Raw genomic sequence first — 12,537 nt, forward strand, 5'->3', positions numbered from 1 at the left:
ATACTGGCAGCTCCGTCAGCCCGACCAGACCAGGGTGTACCGCCAGAAGAGCCGCCGCCTGAGCCGGGCCCCGGGCAGCACCCGCCGGACCTCCCGCACGAACTCCGTGTAGGGGACGTCCGGTTGACGGGTGACCGCGGTCATCGAGACGGGACACCGCTCCGCCCTGCGGCCCTTGTTCTTGAGCCACCCGGTGATGGCGTTGAGCGGCACGGAGACCAGGCTGAGGATCCGCATGGGTTCATTTCAACAGGGCCCGTGCTGACGCCTGTTGTCCCCACCCTCCTGACACCGCCACCCGGCCCACCCCACCAGGCCCCCTCAACCAGCCGCAGCACCGAACCACTTGACCAGCGCCCCGGCCAACTCCCCCTGCTCCTCGCCCACCCACGCCACATGACCATCCGGCCGCAGCAGTACCGCCGGTACGTCCAGCTCATCGCTCGTGTCCACGACGTGGTCCACGCGGTCGGTCCAGCCGTCGAGCGAGAGGCTGCCCGTCGGGTCGAGGAGGAGGCCTCGGGCGTTGTGCATCAGGTCGTAGAGGCGGGCTTGCTTCAGGCGGATGTCCCGCAGGCGGCGTCCGAGGAGTTCGTGGGGTTCCTGCCCGGGTTCGCCGAAGTCGTAGCGGACGTCGATCGCCGAGATGAGGCCGGTCAGGTAGCGGTTGACGTCCTCGAAGTCCATGAGCCTGGACAGCAGTTCACGCAGCGCGGTCGGACCCGGCTCGGCGCCGAGCAGGGTGATCTGGGCGCGGGTGTTGTCGAGGACCCGCGCGCCCACCGGGTGGCGTTCGTCGTGGTAGGTGTCCAGGAGGTCCCGCGGGGCCCAGCCGGCGACCGCCGCGGCCAGCTTCCAGCCGAGGTTGAACGCGTCCTGCACACCGAGGTTGAGCCCCTGACCACCGGTCGGCGGGTGGATGTGCGCCGCGTCGCCGGCCAGCAGGACCCGGCCGACCCGGTAGCGGTCGGCCTGCCGGGTGGCGTCGCCGAAGCGGGAGAGCCAGCGCGGGGAGTGCACCCCGAAGTCGGTGCCCGAGAAGGCCCGCAGCTGCTCCTTGAACTCCTCCAGGGTCGGCGTGCCCCGGTCCTCGGAGACGCCCGCCGCGGGCACGATGACCCGGTAGGTGCCGTCCTCCAGTCGCCCGAGCCCGAACCGCAGCTGGGTCTTGCGGACCTCCTCGACGACCGCGGTGACCGTCTCCGGGTCAGCCGTCGCCTCCATCACGCCGAGGAGTGTCTCGACCGTCGCGGGCTCGCCCGGGAACCCGACGCCGAGCCACTTGCGCACCGCGCTACGGCCCCCGTCGCAGCCGACGGCGTAGCGCGAGCGCAGCCGCGACCCGTCGGCCAGTTCGACGTCCACCCCGTCCTCGTCCTGGCTCAGCCCCACCACCTCGTGACCGCGCCGGAGGTCGACGCCGAGTTCCAGGGCCCGTTCGTTGAGCAGCTTCTCGGTGACGGGCTGCGGGACGGCGAGGCTGTACTGGTGCGCCGTGTCCAGCCCCTCCGGCCAGCCCTTCATCACACCGCCGAAGAACCCGCCGACCTGGAACTTCTTGCCGACCGCGAGAAACCGGTCGAGCAACCCGCGCTGGTCCATCACCTCGATGCTGCGCGCGTGCAGCCCCTGTCCGCGGGACTCCTCCGTCGGTTCGGCGAGCCGCTCCAGCACGACGACGTCCACGTCGTGCAGCCTCAGTTCACAGGCCAGCATCAACCCGGTCGGTCCGCCCCCGACCACGATCACGTCAGTCATCAAAACACCCATTCGCCGAGGATTTGACGGAGATTCTGCGGCATTGAGGGGGCCTTGCCGCAAGGCCCCCTGTGCGCTATATGTTGAGAGTGGCAAGGAGCGGCGTTCTCCTTGCCTTTTCCATGTGAACCGGAGCCACCGCATGAACCACGCCCAGCTGACCGCCCTGGGCCGCGCTCTCCGCCTCGTCGGCGAGCACGGGGAGGCACTCACCGGTGACACACCGGACGCCCGGCTCCACGAGGTGAAGGCCGACCTCAAGCGGGCGCTGGAACTGCTGGAGGACAGCGTCACCGCCGCCGCCCCCAGCACCCGCTGCCCGGAGCACCCGAACGGCCCGGTCGACGAGAACGCCCCGGACCTGTGCCTGCTGTGCGAGACCCGGCGCCGGGCCGCCCGGCGGGCCGAGATCAACGGCCCCGCGATGGGCCGGCGCCCCGCCGAGGCCACGCCCTCCCGCTACGGCGTCCGCGAGGACCGCCCGCAGCCCCAGCAGCGCTGGCTGCCGGAGCAGTGGACGGGCCAGGAGTGGCAGCTGTGCGGCACCCCGCGCCGCGACCGGCACGAGGCCGAGCTGTATCTCAACGCCCAGCGCCGGGGCCCGCGCCCCGCGATGGCCTACCGGCTCGTCCACGAGTTCACCGACTACGAGGTGCTCCGCGTGTGGGGCACCCCGGTCAAGGTCGACATCGAACCGCTCGGAAACCTCTGACCCGCTACTTCAGCAGCGGCAGCGCCGTGAAGTCGTGGTCGGCCCACAGCCGCCGTACGACCTCGCCCGGATAGGCCCGCACCTCGGACTCCACGTCGAGGACCCGGGTACGGCGGCCCTCCGTGTCGTACGCCGGCCAGCCCGGGTCGCCGGTCCGCGCGAACCCGGTCCACGCCGTCTGGAAGGCCGCGGTGAGCGCCTTCGCCTCCGCCGGAACTCCGCTGCCCGCGAAGAGCAGTTGGCCGAGGTCGGCGTCGTACGTGCCGAACAGCAGCGGGATGTCCAGGCCGTGGCAGGCACCGAGCACACCGCCGAACCCCGGTGCGGGCCAGGCCAGTTCGTAGACGTGGGCCCGGCCGCCGCCCGCGATCTGGGCCTCGGCCAGCCGCAGCGACGGCATGTTGAACAGCCAGTCCGTCTGCACCCGTTCGTACAGCTCGGTGGGGCCCGCGTCCGGGAAGGCCGCGCGGTAGGAGCGCTCGCCGTCGGCGCCCGGCGCGAAGGTCCGCAGCGCCCAGTCGGCCTGCTCCTCGGTGATCTTGCCGAGCTGTTCGCCGAGGGCGAGGAAGAGCCGGTACTCGTCCCGGTTGTGCCCGGCGAGCAGTTCCACGTCCCGGGCCGCGCCCGCCGCCAGCGCCTCCCACGGCGTGCACGGCAGCACCTCGCCGTCGACGACCGGCGAGAACGGCGTCACGGTGGGCGCGACCTGCCCCCACCGGTCGTCGAACTCCCGCATCCGCAGCCCCAACGAGGCTCCGGCGGCGGGGAGTTCACGCGGGTCCACGGCGGACAGCGCGGCGGCGGTCGGCGCGAGCCCGGCCTCCTTGGCGATCTCCACCGCGATGTCCCGGGCGAGTTCGGCGGAGAAGAAGGTGCCGGGCACGCTCTGTGCGACGGCCCGCCCGAACAGCCCGCGCGCGCTCGGCATCGCCAGCAGCGAGGCCACCGACCCCGCCCCGGCCGACTCCCCGAACACCGTGACCTGCCCGGGGTCCCCGCCGAACTCCGCGATGTTGTCCCGCACCCACTCCAGCGCGGCGACCTGGTCCAGCAGCCCCCGGTTCGCGGGCGCCCCCTCCAGCAGGGCGAACCCCTCGATGCCGACCCGGTAGTTGAGGGTGACGACGACGAGGTCGCCGGCGCGGGCGAGGTGCTGGGCGTCGTAGCCGGGGCTGCCGGAGTGGCCGAGCTTGTAGGCGCCGCCGTAGATCCACACCATGACCGGGCGCCGGGCCGCCGGACCGGTTTCGGGGGTCCAGACGTTGACCGTCAGCCAGTCGTCGCCGGTGGGCGCGTCCAGCTCGCCGGTACGCCCCTGGAAGCCCGCCTCCTGCGGGGGCGGCGGCCCGAAGTCGTACGCCTCCCGGGTCCCCTCCCAGCTCCGCACGGGCCGCGGCGCCTGGAACCGCGCCTCCCCCACCGGCGGCTCGGCGAACGGGATCCCCCGGAAGACCACGAGCCCGTCCTCGGCACGTCCGCGCACGGCACCGGCCGCGGTGCGCACTTCGAGATCTTCGGCTGACGTCATCGTCGAACTCCTCACGGGTAGGGGCTGCTGGTTCCACTTCAGCCCCTTTCCCTTGCTTGAGTCAACCAAGTCGGTCACCGGGGTGCGTGCTTCTCCACCACCGCGCGGGTCTGCTCCTCGTCCAGCCGGTACAGCGTCTCGTGGGCCCGCGGATCGCGCGCGTGGAAGGTGTGGAACATCGGGCTCGTCGGCCCGCCCAGCTCCACCAGCGAGGCCGAGGCCCCGCGCACCGCCCGCTCGGTGCCGTGCTCCGTCGTCAGGTCGATCCGGTTGACCACCCCGGGCGTGACCCACACCGGTATCGACTCCAGCATCCCGAAGAGCTGGAGATGGAAGTGCCCGGTCAGCAGGACCCGTACGTCGCTCCCCCGGATCGCCGCCGCCAACTCCCCGGGGTCCAGCAGCCCGAAGACCTGCTGGGTGACGGACAGGCCGATGCTGATGGGCGGATGGTGAAAGGCGAGGACCGTGCCACGCTCGGCCGGGGTGCGCAACACCGCGCGCAGCCAGTCCAGTTGGGCCGCACCGATCCGCCCGTACACCTTGCCCGGCACCAGCGAGTCCAGGGTGACGAACCGGTACCCGTCGACCGTGCTCACCGCGGCCCGTTCCGCCGCCTCGGTCTCCAGCACGGCGTCGGGCCGGTCGTGCCCACTGCCCAACACCTTGCCGAACGCCTGGCGTTCGTCGTGGTTGCCGGTGGTGTAGAAGACGGCGGCGCCGAGCGGCCGGGCGAACTCCCCCACGAGTTCCCGCACCACCGTGTACGCCTCCACGTCCCCCTCATCGGCGATGTCCCCGGTGACGACGACCGCGTCGACGTCCCGCAGGTGCCGCAGCTCCGCCAGCATCAGCCGCAGCGAGTCGGTGGCGTCGACGCCGTTCCTGTTCGGAGCGTCGGTGCGCTCGATGTGCGTGTCCGAGAGATGCAGAATCCGCATGTCCCGCCACGCTAGCCGGAGTTGGCTGCCGCGTCAGCGCCCCGGCCGCCACATGGTCGTCACCGTCCGCCCACCGGGCAGCACGATCTCGTCCCGCACCCCGAAACCGACGCCCTCGTAGCGCTTGAGGTTGGCGGGGTTGGTCGACTCCAGGTAGGCGGGCGCGCCGAGTTCGTCGATCCGTTCGAGACCGGCGGCCAGCAGTCCCATCCCCAGCCCCTTGCCGCGATGGTCGGCGTGGGTCCCGAGAATGGTGAGATAGAAGAACAGCTCGGCGGGATGCACCGCCTCGAACCGCTCCCCGACCTCCATGATCGCCCGAGCGGTCGCCGCGTCGGTGGCCTCCGCCAACTTCCCCTCCAGCCCGGCCGCTTCCTCCTCCGTCAGCTCGACCCCGCCCGGCGGAATCCACACGGCGGCGGCCTCGCCCCCGGGAGTCACCAGGGTCCACGGATACCGGACCGCGGAACCGGCGTAGACCCGCCACATCACCGCGGCCTGCTCGGCCCGCCGCCCCTTGTCGGGAAAGGCGGGCCCCCAGACGGGATCGTGGAAGAAGGCGCTGGTGAAGACGGAGACGATGGCATCGACGTCGGAGGGGGTGGCGACGCGGGCGGGGGTGTGGGTCATGGGTCCCATTCTCAGCCGGGCCTTCTCAGCCCGTCAGCTCAACGACTTCAGCGCCGCCGCCTCATACGGCCGGAGTTCGTCGAACCGCCCCGCCAGGACCTTCGCCGCCCACTCCGGATCCTGAAGCAGCGCCCGCCCCACGGCGACCATGTCGTACTCCTCCCGCTCCAGAGCGTCGAGGAGATCGTCGATGCCCTTGACCGGCGAGCCCTCGCCCATGAATCCGCGCAGGAAGTCCCCGTCGAGCCCGACCGACCCGACCGTGATCGTCGTCCTGCCGGTCAGCTTCTTCGTCCAGCCGGCGAGGTTGAGGTCGGACCCCTCGAACTCCGGCCGCCAGTAACGGCGCGTGGAGGCGTGGAACGCGTCGACCCCGGCGGAGGCCAGCGGCGCGAGGATCGCCTCCAGCTCCTCCGGCGTCTCGGCGAGCCGCGCCCGGTACGCCTCCTGCTTCCACTGCGAGAACCGGAAGACGATCGGGAACTCCGGCGACACCGTCTCCCGTACGGCCGCCACGATCTCCGCCACGAACTTCGTACGGGCGACGGGGTCGCCGCCGTACGCGTCGCCGCGCCGGTTCGTGCCCGCCCACAGGAACTGGTCGAGGAGGTAGCCGTGGGCGCCGTGCAGCTCGACCCCGTCGAAGCCGATGCGCTCCGCCGCGGCCGCGGCCTGGGCGAACGCGCCGATGACGTCGTCGACGTCGAGCTGGGTCATCGCGTGCCCGGTGGGCTCGTCGGCGCCGACGCGGATGCCGGAGGGGCCGACGGCGGGGGCGTCGGCATAGGGCGGCTGGCCCTGCTCGCGCACCATGCCGATGTGCCACAGCTGCGGCACGATGGCGCCACCCGCCGCGTGCACCTCCTCGGCGACCCTCGCCCAGCCGGCCAGCTGCTCCTCGCCGTGGAACCGCGGGACGCTGTCGCTCTGCCCGGCCGACTCGTGGCCGACGTAGGTGCCCTCGGTGACGATGAGACCGACTCCGGCGCCCGCGCGGCGGGCGTAGTACGACGCCACGTCCTCGCCGGGAACGCCGCCCGGGGAGAACATGCGCGTCATGGGCGCCATGGCGATGCGGTTCGGGACCCTCAGGCCGTTGATGTGGATCGGCCGGGAGAGGATCTCGGCCGCGCGGGAGGCAGCCGTGGAGGGGGCGGGGGCAGTCACGTCTCGATACTCCTTGGTATGTGCATGTACATAGACGCTACCAAGGCACCCCCACACGACCGAAGCCCGCCCCACGACCGTGGGACGGGCTTCACATGGAGCGCTGGGCAGGCCTTGCACCTGCATTTCCCCGCAGGAAGCGGGGCGTCTTTCCTTGGACCACCAACGCGTAGTCGACCGACGGGAGTTCACGTCGGGCGGCTCGTGATCAAGCATAGCGCAGAAAAAACCGCGGGCGGCACACCCCGCTTCCGGGAAGTGCCGCCCTCGGCAAGGACGTTGATCAACCGTCAGGCCTGGCGGCCCGGAGTCGATCAGAAGTCCATGTCACCGCCCGGCATACCGCCGCCGGCGGGCGCGGCGGCCTTCTCCGGCTTGTCGGCGATGACGGCCTCGGTGGTGAGGAAGAGCGCGGCGATGGAGGCGGCGTTCTGCAGAGCGGAGCGCGTGACCTTCGCCGGGTCGATGATGCCTTCCTTGACCAGGTCGACGTACTCACCGGTCGCGGCGTTCAGGCCGTGACCCGGGGTGAGGTTGCGGACCTTCTCCACCACGACGCCGCCTTCGAGGCCGGCGTTGACGGCGATCTGCTTCAGCGGGGCCTCAAGGGCGAGCTTGACGGCGGCAGCGCCGGTCGCCTCGTCACCCTCCAGCTCCAGCTTCTCGAAGACACCGGAAGCCTGGAGCAGGGCCACGCCACCACCGGCGACGATGCCCTCCTCGACGGCCGCCTTGGCGTTGCGCACGGCGTCCTCGATGCGGTGCTTGCGCTCCTTGAGCTCGACCTCGGTCGCGGCACCGGCCTTGATGACGGCGACGCCACCGGCGAGCTTGGCCAGGCGCTCCTGGAGCTTCTCGCGGTCGTAGTCCGAGTCGCTGTTCTCGATCTCGGCACGGATCTGGTTCACGCGGCCGTTGACCTGGTCCGAGGAACCGGCACCGTCGACGATGGTGGTCTCGTCCTTGGTGATGACGACCTTGCGGGCGCGGCCCAGGAGGTCCAGGGTCGCGTTCTCCAGCTTGAGGCCGACCTCCTCGGAGATGACCTCGCCGCCCGTGAGGATGGCGATGTCGCCGAGCATGGCCTTGCGGCGGTCACCGAAGCCCGGGGCCTTGACGGCGACGGACTTGAAGGTGCCGCGGATCTTGTTGACGACCAGGGTCGACAGGGCCTCGCCCTCGACGTCCTCGGCGATGATCAGCAGCGGCTTGCCCGACTGCATGACCTTCTCCAGGAGCGGGAGCAGGTCCTTGACGGAGCCGATCTTGGAGTTGGCGATCAGGATGTACGGGTCGTCGAGCGACGCCTCCATCCGCTCCATGTCGGTGGCGAAGTACGCCGAGATGTAGCCCTTGTCGAAGCGCATACCCTCGGTGAGCTCCAGCTCCAGACCGAAGGTCTGGGACTCCTCGACGGTGATGACGCCTTCCTTGCCGACCTTGTCCATCGCCTCGGCGATGAGCTCGCCGATCTGGGTGTCGGCGGCGGAGATGGAGGCCGTGGAAGCGATCTGCTCCTTGGTCTCGACATCCTTGGCCTGCTCGAGGAGAGCGGCGGAGACGGCCTCGACGGCCTTCTCGATACCGCGCTTGAGGGCCATCGGGTTGGCGCCGGCGGCTACGTTGCGCAGGCCTTCCTTGACGAGGGCCTGGGCGAGAACGGTCGCGGTGGTCGTACCGTCACCGGCGACGTCGTCCGTCTTCTTGGCGACTTCCTTGACCAGCTCGGCGCCGATCTTCTCGTACGGGTCCTCGAGCTCGATCTCCTTGGCGATGGAGACACCATCGTTGGTGATCGTGGGGGCGCCCCACTTCTTCTCGAGGACGACGTTGCGACCCTTGGGGCCGAGCGTCACCTTGACGGCGTCCGCGAGCTGGTTCATGCCGCGCTCGAGGCCGCGCCGCGCCTCCTCGTCGAACGCGATGATCTTGGCCATGTGAAGTGGTCCCTCCAGGACTGGGGGTGATTCCTTCGGACCGCGCCCGCGCCCGCGACGGACGGCTCGCCGACCCTGTGGGTTCCTTCCCCACCCGGCCCGCGGGCCTCACCGACCCGGTCCTTCGTTGTCACTCTCACCTTCAGAGTGCTAACGCCAATGATTAGCACTCGGCATGGTCGAGTGCAAGCGCCTCTCGGGGACCGGCCAGGAACGGCAGGGGTTCCGAGGGGGCTCCTGGGACGCGTGGGGCGCCCGGGACATGCCGAAGGGCCCGTACCCATGACTCCCCATGGGGTACGAGCCCTCCGAAGAAGAACGAAGAACGACGCTGTTGTTACCCGGCGCGTGCTTCAGCCAGTCGCGAGACGGACCATGTCCGCCTGCGGCCCCTTCTGACCCTGCGAGATCTCGAACTCGACCCGCTGGCCCTCTTCAAGGGTGCGGTAACCGTCCATCTGGATCGCGCTGTAGTGGACGAATACATCCGCACCACCGTCGACCGCGATGAAGCCGTACCCCTTCTCCGCGTTGAACCACTTGACGGTGCCCTGAGCCATGCCTAACTCCCCTATTACTGGCCCTTGCACGGACCCGCACTTCGCGGATCCGGGTCAGACCTCACCCCCCACATGGTTGGGGGCGTGCGCCGGAACGCGTCGACCGCGGCTGAATGTATCTGTCCAACTGCCGTCTGCAACAGGTCAATCGGACGAGAATTCTGGGCAAGACCAGTCAGGAATGTACGGAGAATTCGCCCGAATTCAGGGCAAGTCGGGCCTCATAAAAGGCGCATAAGCCTCATAAGACGCGCACACTTTGGCTACTTCTCATCGCATGTGGAACCAGAACTCATATGCGCCCGGCATGAAGAAAGCAGCTGGTTCCCCAACTGTACCGCGCTCAACCATAGAGAATTGCCCCCTCCGCTTCTCTCACGGAGGGGGCAATCAGATGAACACTCGGTCATCGCTATTACCGAAGGTAATGACCAGTCATACGGTCACCCGCCGGCGACGGCCGGGATGATCGAGACGCCGGCCCCGTCGGGCGTCGCCGTCTCCAGCCCCTGCTCGAACCGCACGTCGTCGTCGTTCACGTACACGTTCACGAACCGCCGCAGCTTGCCCTGGTCGTCCAGAACACGGGCGGCGATCCCGGTGTGGTTCTTCTCCAGGTCGGCGATGACATCGCCGAGGGTCGCCCCCTCGGCGCTCACCTCGGCCTGCCCGCCGGTGTAGGTGCGCAGGATGGTGGGGATACGGACGGAAACGCTCATGTTCAGGACCTCCGGTCAGGTAAGGGCTTCGGCTTCTGGCTAGACGAGTCCGGCCTCGCGGAACGAATCAAGGCTGGGACGAATCGTCGCCGTCAGCCCCGTGCCCGCCACCGCGTCCAACGTCTTCAGCCCGTCCCCCGTGTTCAGCACGACGGTCGTCAGCGAGGGATCCAGCAGCCCGTTCTCGATCAGCTTCTTGGTGACACCCACGGTCACCCCGCCCGCGGTCTCCGCGAAGATCCCCTCGGTCCGGGCGAGCAGCCGAATCGCGTCGACGACCTGCTCGTCGTTGACGTCCTCCACCGCACCCCCCGTACGACGGGCGATGTCCAGCACGTAAGGACCGTCCGCCGGGTTGCCGATCGCCAGCGACTTGGCGATGGTGTCCGGCTTCTGCGGCCGTACGACGTCGTGCCCCGCCTTGTACGCGACGGAGACCGGGCTGCATCCCTCGGCCTGCGCACCGAAGATCTTGTACGGCCGGTCCTCGACGAGCCCGAGCTTGATCAGCTCCTGGAGCCCCTTGTCGATCTTCGTGAGCTGCGAGCCGGAGGCGATCGGCACGACCAGCTGGTCGGGGAGCCGCCAGCCCAGCTGCTCGCAGATCTCGTACGCCAGGGTCTTGGAGCCCTCCGCGTAGTACGGCCGCAGGTTGACGTTGACGAAGCCCCAGCCCTCGCCGGCCGGGTCGCCGATCAGCTCGGAGCAGAAGCGGTTCACGTCGTCGTAGTTGCCCTCGATGCCGACGAGCTCGCCGCCGTAGATCGCGGCCATGACGACCTTGCCCTGCTCCAGGTCGTGCGGGATGAACACGCAGGAGCGGAAGCCGGCGCGGGCCGCGGCGGCACCCACCGCACCGGCGAGGTTGCCGGTGGAGGAGCAGGAGAGGGTGGTGAAGCCGAAGGCGCGCGCGGCCTCGATGGCCTGGGCGACGACCCGGTCCTTGAAAGAGTGCGTCGGGTTGCCGGAGTCGTCCTTGATGTACAGACCGCCGGTGACGCCCAGCTCACGCGCCAGGTTGTCGGCCTTGACGAGCTGGGTCCAGCCGGGGTTGATGTTGGGCTTGTCCGCCACGTCCGCGGGGACGGGCAGCAGCGGGGCGTAGCGCCAGATGTTCGCGGGTCCCGCCTCGATCTTCTTACGGAGCTCCTCGGTGTCGTAGGCCGAGAAGTCGTACGCGATCTCGAGCGGGCCGAAACACTCCTCGCAGGCGAAGACGGGGCCGAGCGGCACCCGGTGGCCGCATTCGCGGCAGCTCAACGCCGCGGCGGGACCGAGATCGACGGAGTTCGTGGTGCTTGCAACAGTCTGCGCAGCCATGGAGGCGAGGCCCTTTCTCCTCATCTTTCTCACGACGCACTTCGCCGTGAGACGGATTTGGCACCTTCCCGAGTCGGGAGCCTCGCGGAGACGATCGTCAACGATCGCTACGAGAACCGACTGGAGGGTTGCCGGGGCTTCATCGGGCCGTATCCCTCTGCCCCTCTGGATGAGCGGTATGAAGTTGTGTCGGCGGGCCGTCCAGGACATGCGATGGTCACCCGCGTTGTTCAAGACTGTAACCGACAACCTGGACAGTTGAGATAGTCGTCCGAACGGCGAGACAGATCACATGTGAAGGAGCCGCCTACGTGCTGGAAGAAGTCGAGCGCTGGCTGAGCACCCGCTCCTGGTCGGTGACCGATCGCCCGCTCCACCAGATCATGGCCGCCAAGCAGCGCACCGGGCAGACGGTCAGCGTGGTGCTGCCCGCGCTCAACGAGGAGGAGACGGTCGGTGACATCGTCTCCGTGATACGTCACGACCTCATGTGCCAGGTCCCGCTGGTCGACGAGATCGTCGTCGTCGACTCGGGATCGACGGACGGCACCGCGAAGGTGGCCGCCGAGGCCGGTGCGCGGGTCGTGCACCGCGACGACATCCTGCCCCGCGTCCCGGCCGTACCGGGCAAGGGCGAGGTCCTGTGGCGCTCGCTGCTCGTGACCACCGGGGACATCGTCTGCTTCATCGACGCCGACCTCAGGGAGTTCTCCTCGGACTTCGTCTCCGGGATCGTCGGCCCGCTCCTGACCGACCCCGGGGTGGACCTCGTCAAGGCGATGTACGACCGTCCCCTGGGCGCCGCCGCCGGACAGGGCGGCCGGGTCACCGAGCTGATGGCGCGCCCGCTGCTGAACATGCACTGGCCGCAGCTGGCCGGTTTCGTGCAGCCGCTCGGCGGCGAGTACGCGGCCCGCCGCAGCCTCCTCGAACAGCTCCCGTTCCCGGTCGGCTACGGCGTGGAGCTGGGCATGCTGGTCGACGCCCTGCACCTGTCCGGCCTGGACGCCCTGGCCCAGGTCGACGTGGGAGTCCGCAAACACCGCCACCAGGACGGCCAGGCCCTGGGCCGGATGTCCGCCGCGATCTACCGCACCGCCCAGCTACGGCTGGCCCGAGGCCATCTGATCCGCCCTTCCCTGACCCAGTTCGAGCGGGGAGCGGACGGCTTCGAGCCACGGACGTACTCGGTGGACACGGAGGAACGCCCACCGATGACGGAGATCCCGGAGTACATGAAGAAAAAGGCCGCGTAGAAGCGCCCC

General features: G+C 69.6%; 12 protein-coding genes and 1 riboswitch. Of the genes, 2 read left to right on the top strand and 10 right to left on the bottom strand.

The features are described 5' to 3' along the window. Nucleotides 1-15: 15 nt before the first annotated feature. Together G3I78_RS32730 and rox are read right to left on the bottom strand one after the other, a co-directional pair. Nucleotides 16-237: a hypothetical protein gene (locus G3I78_RS32730; protein WP_343243908.1), complete on the bottom strand. Its 222-nt coding sequence runs from the start codon at nt 235-237 to the stop codon at nt 16-18. Between the two features lie 84 nt (nt 238-321). Beyond that, complete coding sequence (gene rox / locus G3I78_RS32735) at nt 322-1,758, bottom strand: rifampin monooxygenase (protein WP_164431311.1); 1,437 nt, start codon at nt 1,756-1,758, stop codon at nt 322-324. A 142-nt stretch (nt 1,759-1,900) separates the two neighbouring features. Here rox and G3I78_RS32740 point away from each other — a divergent pair, with 142 nt between their 5' ends. Beyond that, nucleotides 1,901-2,470 (top strand): hypothetical protein, encoded by a 570-nt coding sequence (locus G3I78_RS32740; protein ID WP_164431313.1) that lies wholly within the window; start codon nt 1,901-1,903, stop codon nt 2,468-2,470. Between the two features lie 4 nt (nt 2,471-2,474). Here G3I78_RS32740 and G3I78_RS32745 read toward each other — a convergent pair whose 3' ends face one another. The 8 genes from G3I78_RS32745 to thrC all read right to left on the bottom strand — a co-directional run bounded on the left by G3I78_RS32745 (nt 2,475) and on the right by thrC (nt 11,272). Beyond that, on the bottom strand, nt 2,475-3,998 hold the full coding sequence (locus tag G3I78_RS32745; RefSeq protein WP_164431315.1) for a carboxylesterase family protein: 1,524 nt from the start codon (nt 3,996-3,998) through the stop codon (nt 2,475-2,477). 74 nt (nt 3,999-4,072) lie between these two features. After that, on the bottom strand, nt 4,073-4,939 hold the full coding sequence (locus G3I78_RS32750) for a metallophosphoesterase (RefSeq protein WP_164431317.1): 867 nt from the start codon (nt 4,937-4,939) through the stop codon (nt 4,073-4,075). Between the two features lie 33 nt (nt 4,940-4,972). Next, complete coding sequence (locus tag G3I78_RS32755; protein ID WP_164431318.1) at nt 4,973-5,569, bottom strand: GNAT family N-acetyltransferase; 597 nt, start codon at nt 5,567-5,569, stop codon at nt 4,973-4,975. 33 nt (nt 5,570-5,602) lie between these two features. Next, the gene (locus G3I78_RS32760; protein WP_164431320.1) at nt 5,603-6,736 is read right to left on the bottom strand and encodes an NADH:flavin oxidoreductase; all 1,134 of its coding nucleotides are present in this window, start codon (nt 6,734-6,736) and stop codon (nt 5,603-5,605) included. 314 nt (nt 6,737-7,050) lie between these two features. Then, a complete protein-coding gene (gene groL, locus G3I78_RS32765) occupies nt 7,051-8,673 on the bottom strand; it encodes a chaperonin GroEL (protein WP_164431322.1) in 1,623 nt (540 codons plus the stop codon). Nucleotides 8,674-9,026: 353 nt separating this feature from the next. After that, nucleotides 9,027-9,233, bottom strand: a complete 207-nt coding sequence (locus G3I78_RS32770) for a cold-shock protein (protein WP_007382895.1) — start codon at nt 9,231-9,233, stop codon at nt 9,027-9,029. Between the two features lie 443 nt (nt 9,234-9,676). Next, nucleotides 9,677-9,952, bottom strand: coding sequence for a ubiquitin-like small modifier protein 1 (locus tag G3I78_RS32775; protein ID WP_164431324.1), 276 nt, complete (start codon nt 9,950-9,952; stop codon nt 9,677-9,679). 39 nt (nt 9,953-9,991) lie between these two features. Next, nucleotides 9,992-11,272: a threonine synthase gene (gene thrC / locus G3I78_RS32780; RefSeq protein WP_164431326.1), complete on the bottom strand. Its 1,281-nt coding sequence runs from the start codon at nt 11,270-11,272 to the stop codon at nt 9,992-9,994. Nucleotides 11,273-11,289: 17 nt separating this feature from the next. Then, nucleotides 11,290-11,448, bottom strand: a riboswitch (SAM riboswitch). A gap of 135 nt (nt 11,449-11,583) precedes the next feature. Here thrC and G3I78_RS32785 point away from each other — a divergent pair. Then, complete coding sequence (locus G3I78_RS32785) at nt 11,584-12,528, top strand: glucosyl-3-phosphoglycerate synthase (protein ID WP_164431328.1); 945 nt, start codon at nt 11,584-11,586, stop codon at nt 12,526-12,528. Nucleotides 12,529-12,537 lie beyond the last annotated feature (9 nt).

Origin of the sequence: Streptomyces sp. SID13726 (assembly GCF_010548375.1) — a bacterium.
Taxonomy (GTDB): Bacteria; Actinomycetota; Actinomycetes; order Streptomycetales; family Streptomycetaceae; genus Streptomyces.